Annotated in this window: 31 protein-coding genes and 1 riboswitch; of the genes, 8 read left to right on the top strand and 23 right to left on the bottom strand. The window is 42.5% G+C overall.

The annotated features are described in order from the left end of the window. Positions 1 to 55: 55 nt before the first annotated feature. Genes efp through nusB form a run of 3 tightly spaced genes read left to right on the top strand, consistent with a single transcriptional unit; the run spans position 56 to position 1,442 of the window. Entirely contained in the window at positions 56 to 616 is a 561-nt protein-coding gene (gene efp / locus D8862_RS07145) for an elongation factor P (RefSeq protein WP_000568640.1), read from the top strand. Positions 617 to 637: 21 nt separating this feature from the next. Beyond that, the gene (locus tag D8862_RS07140; protein WP_125449640.1) at positions 638 to 1,027 is read left to right on the top strand and encodes an Asp23/Gls24 family envelope stress response protein; all 390 of its coding nucleotides are present in this window, start codon (positions 638 to 640) and stop codon (positions 1,025 to 1,027) included. Then, on the top strand, positions 1,020 to 1,442 hold the full coding sequence (gene nusB, locus D8862_RS07135; protein ID WP_125449638.1) for a transcription antitermination factor NusB: 423 nt from the start codon (positions 1,020 to 1,022) through the stop codon (positions 1,440 to 1,442). The genes D8862_RS07140 and nusB overlap by 8 nt, the downstream gene beginning before the upstream one ends. A 49-nt stretch (positions 1,443 to 1,491) precedes the next feature. Here nusB and D8862_RS07130 read toward each other — a convergent pair whose 3' ends face one another. The 17 genes from D8862_RS07130 to D8862_RS07050 all read right to left on the bottom strand — a co-directional run bounded on the left by D8862_RS07130 (position 1,492) and on the right by D8862_RS07050 (position 14,292). Further along, complete coding sequence (locus D8862_RS07130) at positions 1,492 to 2,214, bottom strand: CPBP family intramembrane glutamic endopeptidase (RefSeq protein ID WP_142998961.1); 723 nt, start codon at positions 2,212 to 2,214, stop codon at positions 1,492 to 1,494. 27 nt (positions 2,215 to 2,241) lie between these two features. Then, a complete protein-coding gene (briC, locus tag D8862_RS07125) occupies positions 2,242 to 2,418 on the bottom strand; it encodes a biofilm-regulating peptide BriC (protein ID WP_125449672.1) in 177 nt (58 codons plus the stop codon). A 217-nt stretch (positions 2,419 to 2,635) separates the two neighbouring features. Then, on the bottom strand, positions 2,636 to 3,361 hold the full coding sequence (locus tag D8862_RS07120) for a CPBP family intramembrane glutamic endopeptidase (protein ID WP_125449636.1): 726 nt from the start codon (positions 3,359 to 3,361) through the stop codon (positions 2,636 to 2,638). Between the two features lie 18 nt (positions 3,362 to 3,379). After that, a complete protein-coding gene (locus D8862_RS07115; protein WP_125449670.1) occupies positions 3,380 to 3,562 on the bottom strand; it encodes a hypothetical protein in 183 nt (60 codons plus the stop codon). Between the two features lie 162 nt (positions 3,563 to 3,724). Continuing rightward, on the bottom strand, positions 3,725 to 4,492 hold the full coding sequence (locus tag D8862_RS07110) for an acetyl-CoA carboxylase carboxyl transferase subunit alpha (RefSeq protein ID WP_125449634.1): 768 nt from the start codon (positions 4,490 to 4,492) through the stop codon (positions 3,725 to 3,727). Then, positions 4,489 to 5,355: an acetyl-CoA carboxylase, carboxyltransferase subunit beta gene (gene accD / locus D8862_RS07105; RefSeq protein WP_125449632.1), complete on the bottom strand. Its 867-nt coding sequence runs from the start codon at positions 5,353 to 5,355 to the stop codon at positions 4,489 to 4,491. Before accD ends, D8862_RS07110 begins: the two co-directional genes overlap by 4 nt. Before the next feature lie 35 nt (positions 5,356 to 5,390). Further along, the gene (accC, locus tag D8862_RS07100; RefSeq protein WP_000488665.1) at positions 5,391 to 6,758 is read right to left on the bottom strand and encodes an acetyl-CoA carboxylase biotin carboxylase subunit; all 1,368 of its coding nucleotides are present in this window, start codon (positions 6,756 to 6,758) and stop codon (positions 5,391 to 5,393) included. Positions 6,759 to 6,769: 11 nt separating this feature from the next. Beyond that, positions 6,770 to 7,192 carry a 3-hydroxyacyl-ACP dehydratase FabZ gene (gene fabZ / locus D8862_RS07095; RefSeq protein WP_000565515.1) on the bottom strand — a complete coding sequence of 141 codons (423 nt, stop codon included), beginning with the start codon at positions 7,190 to 7,192 and terminating at the stop codon, positions 6,770 to 6,772. After that, positions 7,189 to 7,677 (bottom strand): acetyl-CoA carboxylase biotin carboxyl carrier protein, encoded by a 489-nt coding sequence (gene accB / locus D8862_RS07090; protein WP_125449630.1) that lies wholly within the window; start codon positions 7,675 to 7,677, stop codon positions 7,189 to 7,191. The genes fabZ and accB overlap by 4 nt, the downstream gene beginning before the upstream one ends. A gap of 2 nt (positions 7,678 to 7,679) precedes the next feature. Further along, on the bottom strand, positions 7,680 to 8,915 hold the full coding sequence (gene fabF, locus D8862_RS07085) for a beta-ketoacyl-ACP synthase II (protein ID WP_038804087.1): 1,236 nt from the start codon (positions 8,913 to 8,915) through the stop codon (positions 7,680 to 7,682). A 28-nt stretch (positions 8,916 to 8,943) separates the two neighbouring features. Then, entirely contained in the window at positions 8,944 to 9,675 is a 732-nt protein-coding gene (gene fabG, locus D8862_RS07080; protein ID WP_125449628.1) for a 3-oxoacyl-[acyl-carrier-protein] reductase, read from the bottom strand. A 45-nt stretch (positions 9,676 to 9,720) separates the two neighbouring features. Then, a complete protein-coding gene (gene fabD, locus D8862_RS07075) occupies positions 9,721 to 10,641 on the bottom strand; it encodes an ACP S-malonyltransferase (protein ID WP_125449626.1) in 921 nt (306 codons plus the stop codon). Beyond that, positions 10,634 to 11,608, bottom strand: coding sequence for an enoyl-[acyl-carrier-protein] reductase FabK (gene fabK / locus D8862_RS07070; RefSeq protein ID WP_000857435.1), 975 nt, complete (start codon positions 11,606 to 11,608; stop codon positions 10,634 to 10,636). The genes fabD and fabK overlap by 8 nt, the downstream gene beginning before the upstream one ends. A gap of 117 nt (positions 11,609 to 11,725) precedes the next feature. Then, the gene (locus tag D8862_RS07065; RefSeq protein WP_000257840.1) at positions 11,726 to 11,950 is read right to left on the bottom strand and encodes an acyl carrier protein; all 225 of its coding nucleotides are present in this window, start codon (positions 11,948 to 11,950) and stop codon (positions 11,726 to 11,728) included. A 57-nt stretch (positions 11,951 to 12,007) separates the two neighbouring features. After that, on the bottom strand, positions 12,008 to 12,982 hold the full coding sequence (locus tag D8862_RS07060; protein WP_093586702.1) for a beta-ketoacyl-ACP synthase III: 975 nt from the start codon (positions 12,980 to 12,982) through the stop codon (positions 12,008 to 12,010). Further along, positions 12,982 to 13,416 carry a fatty acid biosynthesis transcriptional regulator FabT gene (gene fabT / locus D8862_RS07055; protein ID WP_000386342.1) on the bottom strand — a complete coding sequence of 145 codons (435 nt, stop codon included), beginning with the start codon at positions 13,414 to 13,416 and terminating at the stop codon, positions 12,982 to 12,984. Before fabT ends, D8862_RS07060 begins: the two co-directional genes overlap by 1 nt. Positions 13,417 to 13,506: 90 nt before the next feature. Beyond that, positions 13,507 to 14,292 carry an enoyl-CoA hydratase gene (locus D8862_RS07050; RefSeq protein ID WP_093586704.1) on the bottom strand — a complete coding sequence of 262 codons (786 nt, stop codon included), beginning with the start codon at positions 14,290 to 14,292 and terminating at the stop codon, positions 13,507 to 13,509. 202 nt (positions 14,293 to 14,494) lie between these two features. Between D8862_RS07050 and D8862_RS07045 the strand changes: the two genes are divergently transcribed. The 3 genes from D8862_RS07045 (at position 14,495) to serS (ending at position 17,721) form a co-directional block, all read left to right on the top strand. Then, a complete protein-coding gene (locus D8862_RS07045) occupies positions 14,495 to 15,859 on the top strand; it encodes an aspartate kinase (protein WP_125449624.1) in 1,365 nt (454 codons plus the stop codon). Between the two features lie 2 nt (positions 15,860 to 15,861). Next, entirely contained in the window at positions 15,862 to 16,233 is a 372-nt protein-coding gene (locus tag D8862_RS07040; RefSeq protein WP_000079371.1) for a DUF956 family protein, read from the top strand. A 213-nt stretch (positions 16,234 to 16,446) separates the two neighbouring features. Beyond that, the gene (serS, locus tag D8862_RS07035) at positions 16,447 to 17,721 is read left to right on the top strand and encodes a serine--tRNA ligase (protein WP_125449622.1); all 1,275 of its coding nucleotides are present in this window, start codon (positions 16,447 to 16,449) and stop codon (positions 17,719 to 17,721) included. Positions 17,722 to 17,747: 26 nt separating this feature from the next. Here serS and D8862_RS07030 read toward each other — a convergent pair whose 3' ends face one another. From D8862_RS07030 to zapA, 6 genes are all read right to left on the bottom strand, one after another. Beyond that, positions 17,748 to 18,647, bottom strand: a complete 900-nt coding sequence (locus D8862_RS07030) for a TDT family transporter (RefSeq protein ID WP_125449620.1) — start codon at positions 18,645 to 18,647, stop codon at positions 17,748 to 17,750. Positions 18,648 to 18,755: 108 nt separating this feature from the next. After that, on the bottom strand, positions 18,756 to 19,304 hold the full coding sequence (locus D8862_RS07025) for a carboxymuconolactone decarboxylase family protein (RefSeq protein ID WP_125449618.1): 549 nt from the start codon (positions 19,302 to 19,304) through the stop codon (positions 18,756 to 18,758). Positions 19,305 to 19,435: 131 nt separating this feature from the next. After that, entirely contained in the window at positions 19,436 to 20,758 is a 1,323-nt protein-coding gene (locus D8862_RS07020) for an alanine/glycine:cation symporter family protein (protein ID WP_125449616.1), read from the bottom strand. Positions 20,759 to 20,848: 90 nt separating this feature from the next. Further along, positions 20,849 to 20,937, bottom strand: a riboswitch (glycine riboswitch). 168 nt (positions 20,938 to 21,105) lie between these two features. Next, on the bottom strand, positions 21,106 to 23,442 hold the full coding sequence (locus D8862_RS07015; RefSeq protein WP_125449614.1) for an endonuclease MutS2: 2,337 nt from the start codon (positions 23,440 to 23,442) through the stop codon (positions 21,106 to 21,108). A 100-nt stretch (positions 23,443 to 23,542) separates the two neighbouring features. Continuing rightward, on the bottom strand, positions 23,543 to 24,091 hold the full coding sequence (locus D8862_RS07010) for a CvpA family protein (protein WP_125449612.1): 549 nt from the start codon (positions 24,089 to 24,091) through the stop codon (positions 23,543 to 23,545). Then, the gene (zapA, locus tag D8862_RS07005) at positions 24,088 to 24,390 is read right to left on the bottom strand and encodes a cell division protein ZapA (RefSeq protein WP_125449610.1); all 303 of its coding nucleotides are present in this window, start codon (positions 24,388 to 24,390) and stop codon (positions 24,088 to 24,090) included. The genes D8862_RS07010 and zapA overlap by 4 nt, the downstream gene beginning before the upstream one ends. 86 nt (positions 24,391 to 24,476) lie before the next feature. Here zapA and rnhC point away from each other — a divergent pair, with 86 nt between their 5' ends. Both rnhC and lepB read left to right on the top strand, forming a co-directional pair. After that, entirely contained in the window at positions 24,477 to 25,358 is an 882-nt protein-coding gene (rnhC, locus tag D8862_RS07000; protein WP_125449608.1) for a ribonuclease HIII, read from the top strand. Positions 25,359 to 25,361: 3 nt separating this feature from the next. After that, positions 25,362 to 25,976: a signal peptidase I gene (lepB, locus tag D8862_RS06995; protein ID WP_125449606.1), complete on the top strand. Its 615-nt coding sequence runs from the start codon at positions 25,362 to 25,364 to the stop codon at positions 25,974 to 25,976. Positions 25,977 to 26,112 lie beyond the last annotated feature (136 nt).

The following is a 26,112-nucleotide window of genomic DNA, read 5'->3' as shown; positions in this document are numbered from 1 at the left end:
CAGAGTATTTTATGGTAAAATGAAGAGTAATAATATTTATTAAAGAGGTAAAAACATGATTGAAGCAAGTAAATTAAAAGCTGGTATGACCTTTGAAACAGCTGATGGTAAATTGATCCGCGTTTTGGAAGCTAGCCACCACAAACCAGGTAAAGGAAACACGATCATGCGTATGAAATTGCGTGATGTCCGTACTGGTTCTACATTTGACACAAGCTACCGTCCAGAGGAAAAATTTGAACAAGCTATTATCGAGACTGTCCCAGCTCAATACTTGTACAAAATGGATGACACAGCTTACTTCATGAATACAGAAACTTACGACCAATACGAAATCCCTGTAGTCAATGTTGAAAACGAATTGCTTTACATCCTTGAAAACTCTGATGTGAAAATCCAATTCTACGGAACTGAAGTAATCGGTGTAACTGTACCAACTACTGTCGAATTGACAGTTGCAGAAACTCAACCATCTATCAAAGGTGCTACTGTTACAGGTTCTGGTAAACCAGCAACGATGGAAACTGGACTTGTCGTAAACGTTCCAGACTTCATCGAAGCAGGACAAAAACTCGTTATCAACACTGCAGAAGGAACTTACGTTTCTCGTGCCTAATCTCTAGAAAGAGGTCATTCTATGGGAATTGAAGAACAACTTGGCGAAATCGTTATCGCCCCACGTGTACTTGAAAAAATCATTGCTGTTGCTACTGCAAAGGTAGAGGGCGTACACTCTTTTTCAAACAAATCAGTATCTGATACCCTTTCAAAACTTTCACTCGGCCGCGGTGTTTATCTTAAAAACGTGGACGAAGAACTCACAGCAGATATCTACCTCTACCTTGAGTACGGAGTAAAAGTTCCTAAGGTAGCTGTTGCTATCCAAAAAGCTGTCAAAGATGCAGTCCGCAATATGGCTGATGTAGAACTCGCTGCTATCAATATCCACGTTGCAGGTATCGTTCCAGATAAAACACCAAAACCAGAATTGAAAGATCTATTTGACGAGGACTTCCTCAATGACTAGTCTACTATTAGAATCTAGACGTGAGCTCCGTAAGTGTGCCTTTCAAGCTCTTATGAGTCTTGAGTTTGATACAGACGTCGAAACTGCTTGTCATTTCGCCTACACACACGATCGTGAAGATACGGATGTGCAAATCCCAGCCTTTTTGACAGAGCTCGTTTCTGGTGTTCAAACTAAAAAGGAAGAACTAGACAAGCAAATCACACAACATCTAAAAGCAGGTTGGACCATTGAACGTTTAACGCTCGTGGAGAGAAACCTCCTTCGCTTGGGAGTCTTTGAAATCACTTCATTTGACACTCCACAGTTGGTTGCTGTTAATGAAGCTATCGAGCTTGCAAAGGACTTCTCAGATCAAAAATCTGCCCGTTTTATCAATGGACTGCTCAGCCAGTTTGTAACAGAAGAACAGTAAATAGAAAAAGTGTTTGACAAACATCAAACACTTTTTTCTTTGCCTTCCACTATCTAAAAAAGTGGTAATAGACATAATTATAAACAAAAATCCAGATAGGTTTTGCATGATTGAGAAAGTTAAAAAAACTATGACAGAGAATCGTTAATCTCAGATTGTCGGTAGAACGATAAACAAGGCCAAAAAAGAAACCAATCAGACTATAATATAATAAACTAATTGGGTCTCGGTGAGATAGTATCAAATGACTAAGTCCAAAGATAAGGCCTGATAAGATGACATCTAAATAGTACTTTGACTTAGGAAAGAAGGTATTCATAAAATACCCTCTATCAAGAGTCTCCTCAAAAACAGGGCCGATAATTACAGGCAGGACAAAAGATAAGATAGTCGATAAAAAAGTTGGTTGTCCATTTGAAAAAACCACGGTAAAATAATCATCATGAATATTCCTATGATTAATCAAATGAGCATAGCGTGCCCAAAAATTACCGAGAATCTGATAAACCACATAACTTGCAAATAAATAGAAGACAAATGACCAGTTCCAGCTCTTTTTCTCAAAGATAAAGAGCATCTTTTGCTTTTTTAACCACCAGATTAATAGAAGGAAACTTCCTACTAATCCTATTGTTAAAATAAGGGAATAGACATCAGCGCCTAACCCTAAAATGATTGCCACATACAATCCAATTGTTTGTGGTAAATAGGTAGATAGTAAAATAATAAGCAAAAATATTCCAAATTGTCTTAGTTTCTTTGTGTTTCTCATCGTACTTTTTTTGAAAGATTATCCTGCTCAGAAGCCGTACTTCCAAGCATTTCTATAAGAATTAAGTGCCCCTTGCCCCATATAGGAAGCAAATTCTCTATAATATAACCATCTACCATATCCATCTTCCCAAACAGCAAGACTACCTGAAGTTTGCTTTAAGTCCTCAGTCGAAAGAACTGTAAATGTATATGTACCTGTCATATTAAGTACCTTCTTAAAATATTGTTGTAGGCTCACATCTATAGTATAGTTCTTTTTTATCTATTTTATTAGTCTTCTCCTCAACTGTCAATTTTTCGTCCTGAATGGTAGCTTTACTCATTGAAAAACAAGAGATTGTAAAAAAAGACTTCTCTATCTTCTACTCAAATTAGAAAAAGTGTTTGACAAATATCAAACACTTTTTCTTTGCATCCCACTATCTAAAAAAGTGGTAATAGACATAATTATAAACAAAAATCCAGATGGGTTTTGCATAAATGAGAAAGTTGAAAAAACTATGGCACAGGATGGTGATTTTTAAGTTCTTTGTCCAACGATATACTAGAGCAAAGAAAAGACCAATAAAACTATAAATAATTAAACTGATAGGGTCTCGGTGAGTTAGGATTAAATGGCTAATCCCAAAGATAAGAGCTGACAAGATGACATCCAAGTAATACTTGGACTGGAAAAAGAAGGTATTCATAAAATACCCTCTATCAATTAGCTCCTCTGATATAGGGGCGACGACTACTGTTAAAATAAAACCGAGAACGGTTGATAGAAAAGTTGGTTGTCCATTTGAATAAAGGATAGAAAGTAGTTTTTGAAAAATATACTTGTTATCAACTAAATAGTGATACTGTATCTGGAAAGCATCCACCAATTGACGAACAAAATAACAAGCTACTAGGCTGACTACAAGGGGAAAAATCGTTGACCAAGTCCAAGCCTTTTTTTCAAAGATAAAGAGCATCTCTTTCTTTTTTAACCAAAAGACAAATAAGACTACAAGAACTAGTTCCCAAACAAGTGAAATGATAGAATATCCATCTATCCCCCATCCAAAAAACTTAGTCAGATACATAGTTCCTAACTCTGGTAGATAAACCGATAGGAATACCAGTAATGTATAGACCCCTAAATGCCCTAGTTTTTTCATACTTACACCTTTAATTTATCAACAGCCAATACCATAAGCACGTCTAGTCGCATGATTCAGTATTGTACTCCATTCTGTCGCTAAACTATATGCATATGGCGAATCCCAATGTCTATCATCAACTAACCAAATCATGCCACTACCTGAAGTTTTCTCTAAGTCCTCAGTTGAAAGAACTGTAAATGTTTCTGTACCTGTCATTGCAAGTACCTTCTTAAAATAGATTATTGTAGGCTCACATTTATAGTATAGTTCTTTTTTATCTATTTTATTAGTCTTCTCCTCAACTGTCAATTTTTCGTCCTGAAATGTATGTTCTCTAGAAAAAAATGCTAGAACCTTTACTCAGTTCTAGCTTTCTTTTTAGTATTTTCTAAACCGTTGGTAACGTTCTTCGAGGAGCTGTTCCAAGGCTAATCCTTGCAAGCGGTCAAGCTCTACACGCAATTCATTTTTAAGGTGAGCTTGCAGTTCCTTACTGGAAAGCCCTGCTTCTGAGATTACCTTGTCAACGATACCCATTTCTAGGAGTTCGTGTGAAGTGATCTTCATCAACTCTGCCGCCTCCATAGCACGGCTCCCATCCTTCCAAAGGATAGAGGCAAAGCCTTCTGGACTGAGCACGGCATAGATCGAATTTTCCAGCATCCAGACACGGTCAGCAACGGCTAGTGCTAATGCACCTCCAGACCCTCCTTCACCGATAATAATCGCGATGATTGGAACCTTGAGGTCGCTCATTTCCATCAGGTTTCGAGCGATTGCTTCCCCTTGTCCACGTTCCTCAGCTCCAACACCTGGGTAAGCTCCAGCAGTGTTGATGAAGGTTACAACTGGACGACCAAATTTTTCTGCCTGTTTCATCAAACGAAGAGCCTTGCGATAGCCTTCTGGATGGGGTTGCCCAAAGTTCCGTTTGAGGTTATCATGAAGACTCTTCCCCTTTTGGATACCGACGACTGTGACCGCTTGGTCACCTAACCAGCCAATTCCACCAATGACCGCACCATCATCTCGGAAAGAGCGGTCTCCATGCAATTCGATAAATTCATCGAAGATTCCATTGGCAAAATCAAGGGCTGTCAAGCGACTTTGCTCACGTGCCTCTCTGACTATTTTTGCAATATTCATCCGCGACTTCCTCCATGCAATCTCACTAATTTAGCAATTGTTTCAGGCAATTCTATCCGTTTGACAATTGCATCAACAAATCCATGTTCAAGCAAAAATTCTGCCTTTTGGAAGTCATCCGGCAAGGTCTCTCGAACTGTATTTTCGATAACACGACGCCCAGCAAAACCAACCAAACTCTGGGGCTCTGCTAGGATAATATCACCTTCCATAGCAAAAGAAGCTGTCACTCCGCCTGTTGTCGGATCCGTCAAAATAGTCAGGTAAAAAAGTCCTGCCTTGGAATGACGTTGAACTGCCGCAGAAATTTTAGCCATCTGCATCAAGCTCATGATTCCTTCTTGCATACGGGCTCCACCAGAAGCTGTGAAGAGTACGACTGGCAAGTTTTCTACCGTTGCATACTCAAACAAGCGCGTGATTTTTTCACCCACAACGGTTCCCATAGAAGCCATGATAAAGTTTGAATCCATGATCCCAAGGGCAACTTTTTCTCCCTTGATGCTAGCTGTACCAGTCAGGACAGCTTCATCCAAACCTGTCTTTTCACGCATAGTAGCAAGTTTTTTCTGGTAGCCAGGAAAGTTTAATGGATCTTGAGTCTCAATACCCGTAAACATCTCCACAAAGCTGTCAGAATCAATCGTCAAAGCCAAGCGTTCCTGAGCCGAAATACGGAAAGTATAGCTACAATGGGGACAAATTCGTTCGCTCCCAAGATCCTTTTGGTAAATGGTGTGTTTACAACCAGGACACTGGGAGAAGAGTTCATCCGGAACCTCAGGCTTGGCTTGTGGTTTCTGCCTTACGGAACGGTTAGGATTGATCCGAATATACTTATCCTTTTTACTAAATAGAGCCATAACTCCCCCTTTTAGTTCTCATACTGTTTGAAAGTCTATTCTTTTTCTTGGTATTTTGGCAAGAAAGTTTCCATCAAGAAGGAAGTATCGTAGTCACCAGCGATAACTCGGCGGTCTGAAATCAGATCCAACTGGAAGTCTGCATTGGTTTGCACTCCTTCAATATCAAGTTCATAAAGTGCCCGTTGCATCTTCATCAATGCATCAAAACGATTCTCCCCATGAACAATGATTTTAGCAATCATACTATCATAGTAAGGAGGAATGGTATAACCTGGATAAACTGCTGAGTCCACGCGCAAGCCAACTCCACCACTTGGTAGATAGAGATTGGTAATTTTACCTGGGCTTGGAGCAAAGTTAAATGCTGGATTTTCCGCATTGATCCGGCACTCGATAGCATGACCTCGTAGGACGATGTCTTCTTGTTTGAAAGGTAAAGGTTGCCCGGCAGCAATGCGAATCTGCTCTTTTACGATATCAACACCTGAAACAAACTCTGTGACGGGGTGTTCAACTTGAACACGAGTATTCATTTCCATGAAGTAGAAATTGCCACTGGCTTCATCGAGAAGAAATTCAATCGTCCCTGCATTTTCATAACCTACAGACTCTGCAGCTCGAACAGCCGCAGCACCAATTTCATTACGAAGGGTTTTGCCAATCGCAATGGATGGGCTTTCTTCTAAGACCTTTTGGTTATTCCGTTGGAGTGAACAATCCCGTTCACCAAGATGGACAACATGACCCTCTTGATCAGCAAGGATTTGGACCTCGATATGACGAGCTGGATAAATCACACGCTCAAGATACATTGCGCCATTTCCAAAGTTGGCCTTGGCTTCACTGGATGCTGTTTCAAAGGCTGCGACCAAGTCTTCTGCCTTTTCAACCTTACGAATCCCTTTTCCACCACCACCTGCCGATGCCTTGAGCATGACTGGGTAGCCAATCTTTTCTGCAACTGCAAGTGCCTCTTCAGCCGTGTGAACTTCACCATCAGATCCTGGGATAACTGGAACCCCAGCCTTGATCATTTGCTCACGCGCATTGATCTTATCTCCCATGGTATCCATTACGGCTCCAGAAGGACCGATGAACTTAATTCCCACTTCATCACACATAGTAGCAAACTTGGAGTTTTCGCTAAGAAAACCAAAACCTGGGTGGATGGCTTCTGCTTCTGTCAAGACTGCAGCCGATAAAATAGCGTTGATATTGAGATAAGATTCTGTCGCCTTACCAGGTCCGATACAGATAGCTTCATCCGCTAGGAGTGTGTGAAGAGCTTCCTTATCAGCAGTTGAATAGACTGCTACGGTCGCAATGCCCAATTCACGCGCAGCGCGAATAATGCGAACCGCAATCTCACCACGATTGGCAATTAAAATTTTACGAAACATGGAGAACCTCCTTAGTTTCCAATTGCAAAGGTAAGAGTACCACTCGCCGCAAGCTTGCCATCTACTTCAGCCTTTGCTTCAACCACGGCAATCGTACCACGACGTTTGACAAAAGTAGCTGTCATGACTAATTGATCACCTGGTACAACTTGCTTCTTGAACTTAACCTTGTCCATTCCAGCGTAGAAGACCAGTTTCCCTTTATTTTCAGGTTTGGACAATTCCAAGACACCAGCAGTCTGAGCCAAGGCTTCCATGATAAGAACACCTGGCATAACTGGGTATTGAGGAAAATGACCATTAAAGAAAGGTTCGTTTATGGTCACATTTTTAATGGCAACAATAGTATCTTCGCTCACTTCCAAGACACGGTCCACTAGGAGCATAGGGTAGCGATGGGGTAGAGCTTCTTTAATTCCTTGAATATCGATCATTTGATACGTACCAATCCTTTACCGAACTCAACCATTTCTTCATTTGAAACGAGAATTTCTGTCACCACACCATCCTTAGGTGCAGGAATTTCATTCATGACTTTCATGGCTTCGATGATCACCAAAGTCTGGCCTTTTTTAACACTGTCTCCAACTGTGACAAAGGCAGGTTTATCTGGTCCAGCAGCCAAGTAAGCAACCCCAACAAGTGGGCTCTCAACGACATCACCTTCTGGAGCAACCGTCGTTTCAGCTGGTGCTGGTGCTTCTTCTACTGCACTCTCTACTGAAGTCGAAGGGGCTGAAACTGCTGGACTAGCAACCACTGCAGCTGGCGCTGAAGGAACTGGAGCTGGTACTTCAGAAACTATTCTTGCTTCATTCTTACTGAACTGCAATTCGTCCTGTCCATTTTTATAAGAAAATTCTCTCAAACTTGATTGGTCGAATTGAGCCATCAAGTCCTTGATCTCATTTAAATTCATAATTATTTATTCTCCCAACGTTTGAAAGCAAGAACCGCATTGTGTCCACCAAAACCAAAAGTGTTTGAAATAGCATAAGGGATTTCTTGCTCCAAGCCTTGTCCATAAACGACATTCGCCTCGATATAGTCTGATAACTCGCTTGTTCCAGCTGTTTTTGGCACGAAGTTATGGCGCATGGCTTCGATTGTAGCGATTGCTTCTACCGCTCCTGCAGCCCCAAGCAAGTGTCCTGTGAAGGACTTGGTTGAAGATACAGGTACTTCTTTACCAAGAACAGCTACGATCGCACCACTTTCTCCTTTTTCATTAGCAGGAGTTGAAGTTCCATGGGCATTTACATAAGCCACTTGCTCTGGAGAAATTTCTGCTTCTTCCAAAGCCAGTTTAATAGCCTTGATGGCGCCTTGACCTTCTGGATGAGGTGAAGTCATATGGTAAGCATCACAGGTATTACCATAGCCAACTACTTCAGCCAGGATAGTCGCACCACGTTTTTCAGCGTGTTCCAGACTTTCAAGAACCAGCATCCCTGAACCTTCTCCCATCACAAAGCCGTTACGGTCTTTATCAAATGGAATAGAAGCACGGGTAGGATCTTCTGTCGTAGAAAGAGCTGTCAAAGCTTGGAATCCAGCGATAGCAAAAGGAGTGATAGATGATTCTGATCCACCAACTAACATGACATCTTGGAAACCAAACTTGATAGAACGGAAGGCATCCCCAATGGCATCATTTGATGAGGCACAGGCTGTATTGATTGATTTACAGATACCGTTTGCTCCGAAACGCATCGCAACATTTCCTGAAGCCATATTTGGCAAGGCTTTTGGAAGTGTCATTGGTTTAACGCGTTTTGGACCTTTTTCATGAAGACGGATAACCTGATCTTCGATTTCTTTAATTCCCCCAATACCAGAAGCAACGATGACACCAAAGCGATCTTTATCGATTGCTTCTACATCAAGATTCGCATTTGTTACCGCTTCTTGAGCTGCATACAAGGCATACAAAGAATAGTTGTCAAAACGGTTGGTATCTTTTTTGACAAAGTATTTATCAAATGGGAAATCTTGAACTTCTGCCGCATTGTGCACAGCAAATTCGCTGTGGTCAAATTTAGTGATTTCTCCAATTCCAATTTTTCCAGTTTGCAAACTGTTCCAAAATTCTTCTGGAGTATTTCCGATAGGAGAGGTCAATCCGTAACCTGTTACTACAACTCGATTTAGTTTCATCTGTCTTACCTATATCTTTCCTTATTTTTTACATGCTAAGTCCGCCATCAACAGCGAGAACTTGTCCAGTCAAATAATCCTGTCCGGCCAGGAACACTGTAGCATCTGCGATATGATCTGCTTGACCAAACTGTTTCATTGGGATTTGTGCCAATGTCGCTTCCTTGACCTTATCAGATAAAACAGCAGTCATATCTGACTCGATCATTCCTGGTGCAAGAGCATTTACGCGCACATTACGATTGGCAACTTCACGCGCTACTGACTTGGTAAAACCAATCAAACCCGCTTTAGAAGCTGCATAGTTGGCTTGTCCGATATTTCCCACCAAACCGACCACACTGGACATGTTGATGATCGCACCTTCACGTGCCTTGATCATCTGTTTCAAGACTGCTTGCGTCATGTTGAAGGCACCTGTCAAGTTGATCTTAATCACTTTTTCAAAGTCTTCTTCGGTCATCTTGAGCATAAGCGTATCCTGAGTGATCCCAGCATTGTTGACCAAGACATCGACAGAACCGAGTTCTGCAATCGCTTGATCTACCATACGCTTGGCATCTGCAAAGTCTGAAACATCACCTGAGATTGGTACTACTTTGACACCGTAGTTTGAAAACTCAGCCAGTAATTCTTCTGAGATTGCTCCACGACTATTCAAAACTACATTAGCGCCTAGTTGAGCAAATTTGTGAGCAATGGCAAGTCCGATACCACGACTTGAACCTGTTACAAAGACATTTTTGTTTGTAAGTTGCATTCTATTTCTCCTATTTCCTGTTGTATTTTGTGGGAGAAGGGATCATTAGTTTCCTAACAAAGTATCCAAGCTTGCTTGGTCTTCAACGTTAGCTAGCTGAGCTGTTTTATCGATTTTTTTGACAAAGCCTGATAGGACCTTACCCGGACCAATTTCAATAAAGTTGGTTACCCCAGCATCCTGCATCACAGCAATACTTTCATAAAAACGAACAGGTTCTTTGACCTGACGCGTCAAAAGCTCTTGGATTCGACCTTTTTCCATAACAGTAGCTTCCGTATTGCCGACTAGTGGGCAAGTAAAGTCAGAGAAACTCACTCCTTCAAGAGCTCCAGCTAGTTGCTGACTGGCTGGCTCAAGAAGAGCTGTATGGAAAGGACCAGATACATTTAAAGGAATCAATCGTTTTGCTCCTGCTTCCTGCAAGAGTTCAACTGCGCGGTCAACCGCAGCCACCTCACCACCGATAACGATTTGGCTTGGGGTGTTGTAGTTAGCTGGAGTCACTACTCCAACTTTAGAGGCTGTTTCACAAGCTTCCTCAATCACTTCAGCTGGAGTATTAAGAACGGCTACCATCTTTCCAGATCCTGCAGGTGCAGCCTCTTCCATATAAGCACCACGCTTAGCAACCAATGCAACTGCCTCTTCAAAGTCCAAGGCACCACTTGCTACAAGAGCCGAATATTCTCCGAGGGACAGCCCTGCCACCATATCCGGCTGGTAACCCTTTTCTTTCAATAGTCGGTAAATAGCAACCGAAGTCGCTAAAATAGCTGGTTGCGTATAGCGAGTCTGGTTTAACTTGGCTTCTTCCTTATCAATCAAATCACGAAGGTCATAACCCAAAACCTGACTGGCTTGGTCAATTGTTTCCTTGACGATAGGATAGCGATCATAGAGATCACGCCCCATCCCTAGATACTGAGCACCTTGACCGGCAAATAGAAAGGCTGTTTTAGTCATTTCTTACAACTCCTGCCCAACGAGAGGCTTCTTCTTGAATTTTTTTGGCTGCACCATAGTATAGATCTTTTAGGATTTCTTCGACAGTTTCCTCTTTAGAAACCAAACCAGCGATCTGACCTGCCATGACAGATCCACCTTCTACATCTCCATGAACAACGGCTTTAGCAAGAGCACCAGCCCCCATTTGTTCAAAGATTTCCAAGTCTGGATTTTCTTGTTTAAAGGCATCTTTTTCAGCCTGTTCAAAGTCACGTGTCAACTGATTTTTAATGGCACGAACAGCATGTCCAAAGTGTTGAGCGGAAATTGTCGTATCGATATCACGCGCTTTTAAGATTTTTTCCTTGTATTTTGGATGGGCGTTAGATTCCTTAGCTACTACGAAACGCGTACCGACTTGAACGGCCTCTGCACCAAGCATAAAGCCTGCAGCGACACCTTCACCGTCCGCAATTCCTCCAGCTGCGATAACCGGAATTGAAACAGCTGCAGCAACTTGGCGTACCAAGGTCATCGTTGTTAATTTACCAATATGTCCGCCGGCTTCCATTCCCTCTGCAATAACTGCATCTGCACCAATTTTTTCCATGCGTTTTGCCAAAGCAACACTTGGAACAACAGGAATAACTGTAATTCCTGCATCATGGAAACGAGTCATGTATTTACTTGGATTTCCTGCACCAGTTGTAACCACCTTGACCCCTTCTTCAATCACGAGATCAACGATGTCTTCTACAAAAGGTGACAAGAGCATGATGTTGACACCAAAAGGTTTGTCCGTAAGTAATTTGATTTTATCGATATTAGCCTTTACGACCTCTTTAGGTGCATTTCCACCACCGATGATCCCTAGACCACCAGCTTTTGATACCGCACCAGCCAAGTCACCATCCGCAACCCAGGCCATTCCTCCTTGAAAAATAGGATAATCAATGTTCAATAATTCTGTAATACGTGTTTTCATAGTGCCTCCATCATTCCTTGCTTACGTAATAGTTCGATGAGTTTATCATTTGAGTTTCAAACTATTACCTAAACAAGAGGGAGCGGGTCTCCCCTACTCCTTCTAGTAATATGTTAATTATTTTGTTTGCTCTTCAACGTAGGCAACCAAGTCACCAACTGTTTTTAAGTTATCTTCTGCTTCGATTTGGATATCGAAAGCATCTTCGATTTCAGAGATTACTTGGAACAAGTCCAATGAATCTGCATCCAAATCATCAAAAGTAGATTCAAGTGTTACTTCTGATGCGTCTTTCCCAAGTTCTTCAACGATAATTTCTTGTACTTTTTCAAATACTGCCATGATAGGACTCCTTTAAAATATAAAAAATTTATAACTATGTGTTTACCACATGATTACCTAGATTGTAAGAATGAGTGTGCCCCATGTCAAGCCTCCACCGAAGCCTGATAGGAGAATCGTCTGGCTACCATCTAAACGAATCTTGCCATTCTCCACACACTCTGAGAGCAAAATCGGGATACTTGCTGCACTGGTATTTCCATACTCCATCATATTGGCAGGAAGTTTGTCTCGGTCTACACCAATCTTCTTAGCCATCTTATCCAAAATGCGGATATTTGCCTGATGAAGCAAGAGATAATCCAATTCCGATGCTGCGATTGGACTATTTTCAATAGTCTCTTTGATTGATCTAGCAACATCTCGATTTGCAAAATCAAAAACTGCTCGTCCATCCATCTTCAAAAAAGCAGGAACTGCCTCTTGATCTGAGAAGGGCGAAGTCAGAGCCGTTTGGGCACAGGTCAAACACTCGCTCCGAGAGCCATCCGTATAGAGACTTTCCACAAGGAAGTGACGTGTTTCGCTCGCTTCCAAGAGAACCCCGCCTGCACCATCTCCAAAGAGAACAGCTGTCGAACGATCAGACCAATCAACCGCCTTAGATAAGGTCTCAGCTCCGATAACAATCCCTTTCTTGAACTGTCCAGAGCTTAAAAACTTTTCAGCAGTTGAGAGAGCAAATACAAAGCCACTGCAAGCTGCTGTCAAATCAAAGGCAAAAGCTCTATGCGCTCCGATATTTGCCTGAACCCGAGCTGCCGTAGAAGGCATCATCGAGTCTGGGGTAATCGTCGCTACAATGATAAAATCAATCTGATCCGCTTTTATGCTCGCCTTAGCCAGCAAACTCTTGGCAACTTCTGTCGCCAAATCACTCGTTGACTCCGTTTTCGAAATATGTCTCTGTTTAATTCCTGTACGGCTTGAAATCCACTCATCGCTTGTATCCATGATCTGAGCCAAGTCTTGATTAGTGACCACTTGCTCTGGAACATAATGAGCAACCTGGCTTATTTTTGCAAAAGCCATTATTTCAAATCCTCCAAAAATTGATAAAGATTAGTCAAGCCCCTGCCCATCACTTCTATTTCTTCAGAACTCATACCATCGATAATTTTCTCGACCATGGCCTTGTGGAAACGTTTATGAAGGCGGTGAACCAAACGACCTTTCTTTGTCAAATGCAGATAGACCACACGACGATCCTGATCAGAACGAATGCGCTCAACATAACCTTTTCTTTCGAGATTATTCAAGCTGGTCGTAACAGTTCCAAGAGTGACCATCAGTTCTTTAGAAACCTTACTTGGAGTTGCCTCCGGAAACTTCCCAATCACATCAATCGTGTGCATTTCTTTGATGGAGATGTCTTTGAAACGACTACCTCGTAAGCTAACCTCCTCAATCACAAGGACATTATTAAAAATAGATGTTAAATACTCATTCACTTGTTGGTAGTCCAAAGTATTCCCTCCTTCTCAAAAAAACTTTTGTATTCAAAACATTTGACAAAAAAAGTATATCAAACTTCAAAGAATTGCGCAAGTATTTTTTTATTTTCCTGAAAATTTTGGTCGTCTTCTTTCAGAATGAGCTCGTACTCCTTCTTTAAAATCTTCAGTCAAAGACAAAGATTCTTGCAGTTTCAATTCCAGTTCAGCATAATTCTGCCAATCCTTAAATTGGCTTTCCCAAACCAACTTTTTAATGGCTGCGTATGAGTTTGCTGAGCCTCGTCTTAATTTCTTCAGAACTTGTTCTCTTGTCTTTTCTAGCTTATCTGCCTCGCAGACACGGTATACCACGCCCCATTCCAGTGCTTTTTCCGCAGTCAAAGCTTCTCCTGTCATGGCAAGTTGCGCAGCTCGTGTTACCCCGATACTACGACTCAAGAGATGGATTCCACCAGCGTCCGGCGCCAATCCAACTCCAACAAAGGCTTGGATAAACTTAGCCTTATCAGTCGCCAAACAAAAATCGACTGCCACTGCCATATTGGCTGCAGCGCCAGCAACCGCTCCATCTACCTCCATCAAGACAGGTTTAGGAATTTGCTTGATTTTATATGAAATTGTATTGACTAATTCTGCAATCTTATTCAAAGAAGGAATGTCATCCTCATCCACTGCACGCTTCATCTCAACCAAATCTCCCCCAACTGAAAAGACCTTCCCATTAGCGTTAATCAAGATAAACTGAACAGCTTGATCCTGTTCTGCTAAGGTTAAAGCTTCTAAAATCTCCTCACACATTGGGATATGGAAACCATTTGCCACTTCGGGACGATTCAAAGTAATGATAGCAAGATCATCTAGGATCTGATATAGGATATGATTCATAGCTTCTCCTTTTATAAGGTGATAAAATTATTTCATTGTCAAAGTATACCTTTTTTTAGATAAAGAGGCAAGAGAAAACCAATCGAAAGTGTCTCGGCTGAACAAAACGCTCACTTTATCCTAAAGACTATACTATTTTCTTCATTGAAAAAAGCCCCTCTTTCTGCTATAATCGTATAAAATACTTACTTGAGGAGTCCCTATGAAGGTTGTAAAATTTGGCGGAAGCTCTCTTGCCTCTGCTAGTCAGTTAGAAAAAGTTTTAAACATCGTTAAAAGCGATAAAGAGCGCCGTTTTGTGGTCGTTTCTGCACCGGGTAAACGCAATTCTGAGGATACCAAGGTTACAGATGCCTTGATCAAATACTATCGTGATTATGTAGCGGGAAATGATATCAGCAAGAGCCAAAACTGGATCATCGATCGCTATGCGGCTATGGTGAGCGAACTAGGCTTAAAACCATCAGTTCTAGAAAAAATTTCTAAAAGCATCCGTGCCTTAGCGACTCTTCCTATTGAGGAAAATGACTTTCTCTATGACACCTTCCTAGCGGCTGGAGAAAACAACAACGCCAAACTTATTGCAGCCTACTTTAACCAAAACGGCATCGATGCGCGCTATGTTCATCCAAGAGAAGCTGGAATTATCGTAACAAGCGAACCTGGAAATGCTCGCATCATTCCATCTAGCTATGACAAGATTGAAGGCTTGGCTGACAGCAACGAAGTCCTTGTTATTCCTGGTTTCTTTGGGGTCACTAAGGAAAATCAAATCTGTACCTTCTCCCGTGGTGGATCCGACATAACTGGTTCCATCATCGCTGCCGGTGTCAAAGCCGACCTCTACGAAAACTTTACAGATGTCGATGGTATCTTTGCTGCCCATCCAGGTATCATTCACCAGCCTCATTCTATCCCTGAATTGACCTACCGTGAAATGCGTGAGTTGGCTTATGCAGGTTTCTCAGTCCTTCACGATGAAGCCCTTCTACCCGCTTACCGTGGGAAAATTCCTCTGGTTATCAAAAATACCAACAACCCTGACCATCCGGGTACTCGTATCGTTCTAAAGCATAGCAGTGATAAATTCCCAGTCGTTGGAATCGCTGGTGATTCTGGCTTTGTCAGCATCAACATGTCTAAATACCTCATGAACCGCGAAGTCGGGTTTGGTCGCAAGGTTCTTCAAATCCTTGAGGACCTCAATATCGGTTGGGAGCACATGCCTACAGGTATCGACGATCTTTCAATCATCCTCCGCTCCCGTGAATTGACTCCTATCAAAGAAGAAGAAATTCTGCGTCAACTCGTTCAAAAGGCTGAAGTGGACCATGCTGAGATCGAACATGACCTTTCAATCATTATGATTGTCGGAGAAAAGATGAAGAGTCATATCGGGGTAACTGCTACTGCAACACGTGCTTTGTCTGAGAATAAAATCAACATCCAGATGATGTCCCAAGGTTCAAGTGAAGTTTCCATCATGTTTGTTGTCAATAAAGATCAAGAAAAAGCGGCTATCAAGGCTCTCTACCATGCCTTTTTCGATGAAAGTAAGGAAAACTAATCATGGCCCAATCTCTCAATAAAGTCATTGACCTGCAAACTACTGGGACATCTTACCTCTCTATCTCCGGAAAAGTTGGAAAATTTCTAGTTGGGGATCAAGCCTTGGAGTTTTATCCTGATGTCAATGTCGAACAATATATCCAAATTCCCTGGTCCAGCATTCAGCAAATCGGAGCCAACGTAACTGGTCGCAAAATCAGCCGTCACTTTGAAGTCTTCACTGATCAAGGAAAATTCCTCTTTGCTTCCAAAGACTCTGGAGCTATTCTCAAAATCGCTCGAGAAAAACTTGGCAATGACAAAGTTGTGAAACTTCCTACTTTACTCCAGACCATTGGACAAAAATTTAAAAATCTATTTGCAAAAAAGTAGAAACTTTAGTATAATCATAGCAACGGATAAGTAGGTTATCCTCTTCTTTCAGAAAGTCTGCGGGTGCTGCGAGCAGATAGGAGGGATAGGTGAAATTCTACCGTTATTCACAATTAAATACAGAATCAAGTGCACACCTGTGAAGTTGGATGGAACCGTGGCCCTGCCACTCCAACGCTTTGTTAGGTGTGCTTTTTTCATAAAGGAGTTCTTATGTTAGATATCAAACGTATTCGTACAGACTTTGATGCTGTCGCTGAAAAATTGGCTACACGTGGTGTAGATGCTGCTGTTTTGAATGAAATGAAAGAAATCGACGCTAAACGTCGTGATATCTTGGTCAAGGTCGAAAACCTCAAGGCAGAACGTAACACAGTTTCTGCAGAGATTGCTCAAGCCAAGCGCAACAAGGAAAATGCTGATGACAAGATTGCTGCTATGCAAGCTCTCTCTGCTGAAGTAAAATCTCTCGATACTGAATTGGCAGAAATCGATGCTAAATTGACAGAATTTACCACTACTCTTCCAAACATCCCAGCTGATAGCGTTCCTGTTGGAGCTGATGAAGATGACAACGTTGAAGTTCGCCGTTGGGGGACACCTCGCGAATTTGACTTTGAACCAAAAGCTCACTGGGATCTTGGTGAAGACCTCGGTATCCTTGACTGGGAACGTGGTGGAAAAGTGACAGGTGCTCGATTCCTTTTCTATAAAGGTCTTGGCGCTCGTTTGGAACGTGCCATCTACAACTTTATGTTGGATGAGCATGGTAAGGAAGGCTATACGGAAGTTATCACACCATACATAGTTAACCACGACTCTATGTTTGGTACTGGTCAATATCCAAAATTCAAGGAAGACACTTTTGAATTGAAAGACACTAATTATGTCCTCATTCCTACAGCTGAAGTGCCTCTTACAAACTACTACCGTGATGAAATCCTTGACGGTAAAGACCTACCAATCTACTTTACCGCTATGAGTCCATCATTCCGTTCTGAGGCTGGTTCTGCAGGTCGTGATACACGTGGCTTGATTCGTTTGCACCAATTCCACAAGGTTGAAATGGTCAAATTTGCCAAACCAGAAGAATCTTATGAAGAATTGGAAAAAATGACAGCTAACGCTGAAAATATTCTTCAAAAACTCAACCTTCCATACCGTGTGGTTGCTCTCTCTACTGGAGACATGGGCTTCTCAGCTGCCAAGACTTACGATTTGGAAGTTTGGATTCCAGCCCAAAATACTTACCGTGAAATCTCAAGCTGTTCAAATACAGAAGATTTCCAAGCTCGTCGTGCGCAAATCCGTTACCGTGATGAAGCAGATGGTAAAGTTAAACTTCTTCACACCTTGAATGGTTCTGGGCTTGCAGTTGGACGTACAGTTGCTGCTATTCTTGAAAACTACCAAAATGCAGATGGTTCTGTGACTATTCCAGAAGCTCTTCGTCCATACATGGGTGGAGCTGAAGTTATCAAACCATAAAAAAATAAGGCCTAGCTAGAAAATAGCTAGACCTTTTTTCGTAACCAAATCAGATAAGAAGCTAAGACAAAGAGTAAAATAGATAGACAAATGAAGATTTCAGCCAGTACCAGATAATCTAAAAAAGGGAGTTTCAAAAGCCCCTGAGCCATCTTGAGCGAAGTAGCTGTGATAATGGTTGGAAAGGTGAGGGCTGAGAAGGCTGGTTGAAAGCCTTGTTTTAAAATATTAGGCAGGCGAGTTAAAACAAAGAAAAAGAAGGACTGAGATGCCAAAATCATGACGATCAAGAGCCAAGTTGGTAAGCTGGCTCCTCCAACTCGAACCAGAGAAGCCAAGAGTAGAGAGAAAGGAGCACAGTAGATCCCTTCTTGTCCTAGTAAGGCTAATGGGAGTGGATGTTTCTTTAAATCGCTATAAATAAGCGGATAGAGATAGAAGGTTAGGAAAAAGCCAAAAGTCAAGGTCGCATAGGCAATTTCAATGATTCCTACAAGAGGATAGGTCAAGGCTGCCACTGCTATTCCCACATAAAGTACTGTCCAGCTTGGTGTTGCACTAGCTCTTTCCTCCACTCCAACAAAGCGACGAGAAAAATAAGCGATCAAAGCAAGATCCAAGATAAAGGAGAACCACCACAAAAGCTGGGCTAGGATAGGCATAGACGGAACTAGTCGCAAGACATAGGTCGAGAAAATCATCCCAGCCATAGGAAAGGTAGCCATTCCAGATAAGAGAGGGGCTTTGGTCAATTCTCGCTTGGTTTCAGACCAATTTCTTAGATGAAGAAGGAGAAAGAAAATCCATAAGACCAATCCAGTCAAACTAAATAGGTGCGAAAGAACAGGCCAAGTATCCGCAATCAGGTTTCCTGCACCTGCCAAACCTAACAAACAACCAGAAAATACCAAGGGGAGTTTTTTCATGGCAACCTCCGTTAATCATATTATTATCAGTATAGCATAAAAGCCTTTAAAATAGCATAGAAAAATGAAGACTGGATGAATCAGCCTTCATTTTATTTATGATTCGAACTAGGCATAGGGTTGCAACTCTGGGTTGATTGGCGTATTGGCTAGGTTGTTTGCGTAGTTGCAAAGACTGGCAAGACTAACACCGAGAACCACATCCAAGGCATTTTGCTGGGTATAGCCAGCTTCTAAAAATTCACTAAGCGCTTCATCTCCTACACGACCCTTGGTATTGATGACTGCCAAGGTAAACTTAGCTAGAGTATCTAGCTTTGAGTCTGTCTCGATTGGAGTACGGTTGCGGAGGGCTTGGAGAAGATCATCATTCATCTGGATTTGTTTGATCGAAAAAGCGGTGTGACCTGCGACACAGAAAGCACAACCATTGGTTACAGCAGCTGTGATTTGCACCACTTCACGCTCTACTGGCGTCAAGCTATTGCGGCGGTTGATGGCTCCGACTGTTCGGTAGGCTTCTAGAGCAGTAGGAGCATTGGCCAAGAGGCCGATCAGATTGGGAATATAACCATTGTTGTCTTTTTCTACTGTTTCAAGAACTTCTTTCACTTCTGCTGGTGCTGATTCTACTGTGTGGATGGTAAATGTTGTCATAAGAAACCTCTTTTCATTTTATTGTCATTTAGTCTATCATAGAATTTTCCACTTGGATAATATATATTTTCAATCGCCTTGATAAAAAATGTCTATGAAATGAAAAAAATCACACTAAAAGTGTGATTGGATTAGTGTTTAAAATACTTTTTAGTCTCAGCAATGACGACTGGTGACAAGACTAAGATGGCAATCAAGTTTGGTAAAGCCATCAAGGCATTGACGATGTCTGCGATAATCCAAACCATATCCAACTCGATAAATCCTCCCAACAAGACCATGAGCACAAAAACCACTCGATAGAGCCAGATAAAACGAACACCAAAGAGAAACTCAAAACAGCGTTCCCCATAGTAATTCCAGCCGAGAATTGTCGTAAAGGCAAAGAGAACCAAAAATATGGTCAAAAGAGCAGGCCCAAAATTTGAAAAAATTGTTGAGAAGGCTGACTGGGTAAGTGCTACTCCATTCAAATCACCGCTCCAAACTCCAGTTACCAAGATCGTCAGACCTGTCAGAGTACAGATAATCAAAGTATCAATAAAGGTTCCTGTCATGGAAATCAAGCCTTGCTCGACAGGCTCATTTGTCTTAGCTGCAGCCGCTGCAATCGGAGCTGAACCAAGACCAGATTCGTTAGAAAAGACTCCTCTCGCCACACCATTCTGGATAGCCATCCGAATGCTGGCACCTGCAAAACCACCTACCGCAGCAGCTGGACTAAAGGCTGAAGTAAAAATGAGGGCAAGTGTGGCCGGGATTTTCTCGATATTAAAGAGAATAACTGCAAGAGTTCCCAGAATATAGACAATAGCCATAAATGGAACCACTGCTGTCGAAACTTTTGAAATGGATTTGAGTCCACCAAAGACTGCAATTCCTACAAAAATAGACAAAACGAGAGCCGTGATAGCTGGATCAACTTGGGCTGTATTTTGAATGGATTCTGTAATCGAATTGACTTGGGTAAAGGTACCAATCCCTAGAAGAGCCACCAATACACCAGCTAGGGCAAAGAAGATAGCAAGTGGACGCCACTTTTCTCCCATCCCCAAAAGGATGTAATGCATGGGGCCTCCAGCTACAGCTCCATTTGCATCCTTTGTGCGATATTTGATGGCCAGTAAGCCCTCAGCGTACTTGGTCGCCATCCCAAAGAAGGCCGCCATCCACATCCAAAAGAGGGCGCCTGGTCCACCAACCTTAATAGCAGTTGCAACCCCGATGATATTTCCCGTTCCAACGGTGGCGGCTAGAGCCGTACATAGAGCAGCAAAGCTCGATACATCGCCATGCCCCTTATCCTTGGTAAAGATCAACTGAAAGGCCTTTGGAAGACGTGCCACTTGTAAAAGGCCTAGTCGGATGGTCAAATAGATACCTGTTCCGACCAATAAGATCAAGAGGGGAGGCCCCCAAACGAAAGCATCAAGCGCTTTTAGCAATTCTAACATATCCTTCTCCTATCTTTTCAACCCCAAAAGAAAGAGCACATGCAGGATACATGTACTCTGGAATGCTTAGATAAATGCCAAAAAGCGGTCTATCTTAGCTCTGTCCTTTTACCTGAGAGTTTGAGCAGTTGCCTGCCTTGCCCCTTCGGTGCCTTTACGGTCTCTCCAGAGTTCCGTCCATTTACAGTCATGGAAAACAAACCTTTCTCCATTTCTATTAAACTTCATTCGGTGTTGGTATTTTATTTTTTATTATTCTACAAGAAAAGTTAGCCTTTGTCAATGTTTTCTATGAAAATTTTTAGTTTTCATTTCTTTTTTTCAGAAAGATTGACTCCTTCTTCTCTCTATCCTCTAAAGGTCACAATGGTGGCGCCACTGCCTCCAGCATTTTGTGGAGCATAGCCGAAACTCTTGACATGCTTGTTTCTTTGCAGGTATTTGGTGACGCCCTCACGGATGACTCCTGTTCCGATACCATGGATGATGTCGACTTGCGCCATGTTATTGAGCAGGGCTTGGTCGATAAAGGCGTCCAGCTCATTCATAGCCTCTTCGTACCGTTTGCCTCGGAGATCCAGTCTCGCTTGCGGACCACGACCAGAAGCACGTTTGACGACATTGACTTGTTTTTTCTTGACTGGGGCTTCTTGCTGAGCCTGAACAAGGTCAAATTCTTTCTCTTCCAAGGTCATCTTGATCAAACCGACTTGGGCTTCCCAACGGCCGTCCTTAAGCTGATTGGTCAGGGTACCACGCTGACCATAACTGAGAACCACGATATCATCTCCAACCTTTGGAGCTCGTTTTTTCTTGGCTTTTTGAAGGACCTTGTTTTTAGATAAGTCGACTTTTTCAGGAGCCAGTTTTTTCAGGTCAGCCTTGGCTTCAATGATTTCATGAGGTTTGAGTTGAGACTTGCTGTGAAGATTCTTGAGAATCTGGTCACTCTCACTTAGAGCGAGTTCCACAATTTCAGCAGCTTGTTCACGCGCCTTGTTGAGCTCAGTTTCCTTTTCACGATTGAGTTCATTGTAGAGTTTTTTGAGTGCTCGGTTCATCTTAAGGTTTTCTTGCTCCACCTCACGGATATTGTCCAAGCGTTTACGACTTTCCAGTGTTTGCTCTTCCAATTGTTCAATGATGCGGTTGACATCATTATCTTGGTTGACCTGCTGACTGGCATCCCCGACGATGACATCTGACAGTCCTAGGCGTTTGGCAATTTCAAAGGCATTACTTCGACCAGGAACTCCCTGCATAAAACGATAGGTCGGACGCAAGCTGGCTGTATCAAACTCCATGCTGGCATTTTGCACAAAGGCTGTCTCAATACCGTAGGCCTTGAGTTCCGGATAGTGGGTGGTCGCCATGGTCTTAACCTGACGTAAACGAAGATCCTCCAAAATAGCCATGGCAAGGGCTGCTCCTTCCTGCGGATCGGTACCTGCCCCGAGCTCATCTAGTAATAAGAGCGAATGTTGGTTGACCTTGCCAAGAATATCTACGATATTGGTCATGTGACTGGAGAAGGTAGACAGGCTTTGCTCGATAGACTGCTCATCCCCGATATCTGCGAAGATTTCTTCGAAAATACCGACACGGCTCCCCTTGTCAGCTAAAATGGGCAAGCCTGACTGGGCCATGAGTTGGGTCAAGCCCAAGGTTTTGAGCATGATGGTCTTCCCACCTGTATTGGGACCCGTGATGACAATGGCCGTTAATTCCTTACCAAAATGTACATCGTTTGCCACTGCATTTTTGACCAAAGGATGGCGAACATGAAGGAGTTGAATCTCTTGATTCTCTGAAAGTTGAGGAACAACCGCTTGTCTTTCTTGAATAAAACGCACCTTGGTACGAATAAAGTCTAAATGGCCGATAATCCAAGCGTCATTAGCGATCTCTGCTGCATGAGGGCGGACGCGTTCTGAGAGCTCCTGTAGGATACGAATCATCTCATAGCGTTCGTCAGCTCGCAGACTAGCGATTTCTTCGCTCAGCTTGACGACCTCACGCGGCTCGATGTAGACCGTGTTTCCACTGGCAGAGATGTCATGAACAACACCTGCAATCTTATTGCGATAGGTGTTCTTGACTGGTAAGACTTGACGGCCATTTCTGCTAGCGATTATGCTTTCCGTCAACATCTGCACTTTTTGCTTGAGCAAGTCTTGTAAGACATCTCGAACTTGACTCTCGCTATCATGGATTTTCCGACGGATGCGTGCTAGCTCTTCACTGGCGAAATTTTCGATAAATCCTGCATCATTTAGGGCTTGGAGACTCCCTTGCAAGTGTGGAAAATCATGTAGTTTTTCAAACCATCTCGCCAACTGTGCCAAGCGTATGTTTTCGAGATTGGCATAAAAACTTTGCAACTCTCTGCTAGCCAGCAGGACACGTTTGAGAAGTAGAAATTCCTCGATATTGAGGTCCGCCCCCATCTCCAGACGCTTGCAGACAGCTGATATCTCACGCGTCGCTAGAATGGTAAAGTGAGGTTGCTCCACAAATAGGGCTTGCATTTCCTCCATCTCTGTAAAGGCTTGCTTGATCTTATCCGTCTTGGCAGTTGGAACCAAGGCTTTTAGCTCCTCTTGCCCTTGTTCTGTCAGGATATGAGGTTCAAACAAGGCTTTGATTTTATTAAATTCTAAGGTTTCTAGTATTTTTGTATTCATATTCTTTCCTTGTATGCTGGTTTACAAGATTATAGCAACTAGAGGTTTTGACCTAGCCGTCCAATCTGTAAACAAAGGGCTAGGAAAAATCCCGCCCTTTTTATCCGATTAAATTTGTCACCCAGAGTTGTTTAATAAAGTTTGTAGTGAAAGGGACACTTTGGATGATGTGTTTAGCTACGATACTTTTTTCAAGTGAATTTTGAATGACTGCCAGAGGCACCGTTGCAAGAATGGTCAGAGCCATTTGCAAGACAAATAAGGTTACCAATAGCGACAATAGGCCTGCTCCGATACGAAACCATTTGACATCGAGCTTTTTAGTTGGAATCAAGTGTAGGAACAAACCGATAAAACGTCCGATACTGTAACAAATTCCGAAAACTAGAAGGTAAGCGAGACCCGCATAAAAGACCTTGTCTAGATGAAAAAGCTGACCTGAAGGGAAGAAAAAGGTGCCCTGTCCTTCCTGAGGATTGGCATAAGGGACAAGCAAGTGAAGTTGATCTCCCAGCGATTTATAAAACTGTCCCGCAACAAAGGCTGAAATCACTGCAACGAGGAAATAATAAACTTGCAGCACCAAACCTCTACGGTAGCCGATGTAAAACCCCCAAGCTAGAACCAGTAAGAGAAGGATCGAAATCATAGAGAATCCTCAATCTTGCTCTGCTCTTGCTTGACTGCCACTAGCTTATTTCGAAGGTCTTTAAGTTCCTGCTCCTTATCGTCAAACTCAATCTCACGACTAAGCTGCGTCGATAGGCTGTTAATCGCTAAAAGGAGGGCAACGGTTTCATCATCCGCCCCAGGCATTTGTTCTTTAATTGTTTGGTATTTTTCAGTCGCAACCTTGGCAATTTCCTCCATAAAGAGGTTGTCATGCTCGGTTGTCAAGGTTAATGTCTTTTTCCCGAATGTAAACTTATATCGATTTAGATTTGCCATAAAATTCACCTCACGATATTATACCAAATTTCGCTAACTTTGTCAGTTTTTACCAATTCTCCTGCTTTTATGGTACAATAGAGACTATGGCAAGTATCACACTCACACCAAGTGAACAGGAAATTCAGAGCTTTTTAAGTCAGTATCAGAAGGCTCTCGCTCCTAGTAAAAATCCCTATATTCGCTATTTTTTGCGACTGCCTCAGGCAACGGTTTCCATTTATACTTCTGGAAAAGTCCTCCTGCAGGGCGAAATGGCTGAGCAATACGCCAGTTTCTTTGGTTACCAAGTTCAACAAGAAAAGAGTGGACAAGATTTCCCTATGATTGGAACTGATGAAGTGGGGAATGGTTCCTACTTTGGTGGGCTTGCTGTCGTGGCTTCCTTTGTGACAGCTGACCAGCATGACTTCTTGCGAAAATTGGGTGTGGGGGATTCAAAGACCCTGACAGACCAAAAGATTCGTCAGATTGCCCCTATCCTCAAGGAAAAGATCCAGCATCAAACACTCCTCCTTTCACCGAGCAAGTATAATGAAGTCATCGGAGAACGTTACAATGCTGTTTCTGTAAAGGTTGCCCTTCACAATCAAGCTATCTTTCTCCTTCTCCAAAAAGGAGCCCAGCCAGAAAAAATCGTGATTGATGCTTTTACAAGTCCTAAAAACTATGACAAGTACTTGGCGCAAGAATCCAATCATTTTCCAAATAAGATCACTTTGGAAGAAAAAGCCGAGGGCAAATACCTGGCTGTTGCGGTTAGCTCCATCATCGCGCGGGATCTCTTCCTCGAAAACTTGGGAAATCTTGGACGAGAACTAGGCTACCAACTGCCAAGCGGCGCTGGAACTGCTTCTGATAAGGTTGCTAGCAAAATCCTTCAAGCCTATGGTATGAAGGGGCTCAACTTCTGTGCCAAACTTCATTTTAAAAACACTGAAAAAGCCAAAGCACTTCTAGAAAGGTAAGTTATGAATTATTTTAAAACATTTCTAAAAGAGTGGGGACTTACGTTCCTTATCATTATACTAGTTGGTCTTAGTCGTCTCTTTCTCTGGACCAATGTCCGTGTGGAAGGGCACTCTATGGATCCGACTCTAGCTGATGGTGAGATTCTCTTTGTCGTCAAACACCTCCCTATTAACCGTTTTGACATTGTAGTTGCCCATGAAGATGATGGAAATAAAGACATTGTTAAACGCGTCATCGGCATGCCTGGAGATACCATTCGCTACGAAAACGACAAGCTCTTTATCAACAATCAAGAAACCGACGAACCTTACCTAGCAGACTACCTCCAACAGTTTAAAAATGATAAACTACAAAGCGCCTATTCAGGGAAAGGCTTTGAAGGGGATAAAGGTGTCTATTTTAGAAGTCTAGCCCAGAAATCCCAGGCCTTTACTGTCGATGTAAATTTCAACACCAGCTTCAGCTTTACCGTACCCGAGGGTGAGTATCTCCTCCTTGGAGATGACCGTTTGGTTTCCAGTGACAGTCGCCATGTCGGAACCTTTAAAGCCAGTCAAATCAAGGGAGAAGCCAAATTCCGTTTCTGGCCACTCAACCGTATCGGAATCTTTTAAAACCAGCAACTAGATGCTGTGATAGTCTTTTTGAGTTAGCTTTTAGGATTAGATTGCAACTTGGCAATATCTTGTATCAAGCCCAAATCCAAGAAAAGCCTAACTGAAAGCTCTATCCCAGCTCTTTTTCTATCAA

This window comes from Streptococcus oralis, assembly GCF_003942585.1.
Classification (GTDB): Bacteria; Bacillota; Bacilli; order Lactobacillales; family Streptococcaceae; genus Streptococcus; species Streptococcus oralis_BE.
Note: the sequence above shows the minus strand (reverse complement) of the source record. Positions and strands in the feature narration are given on the sequence as shown.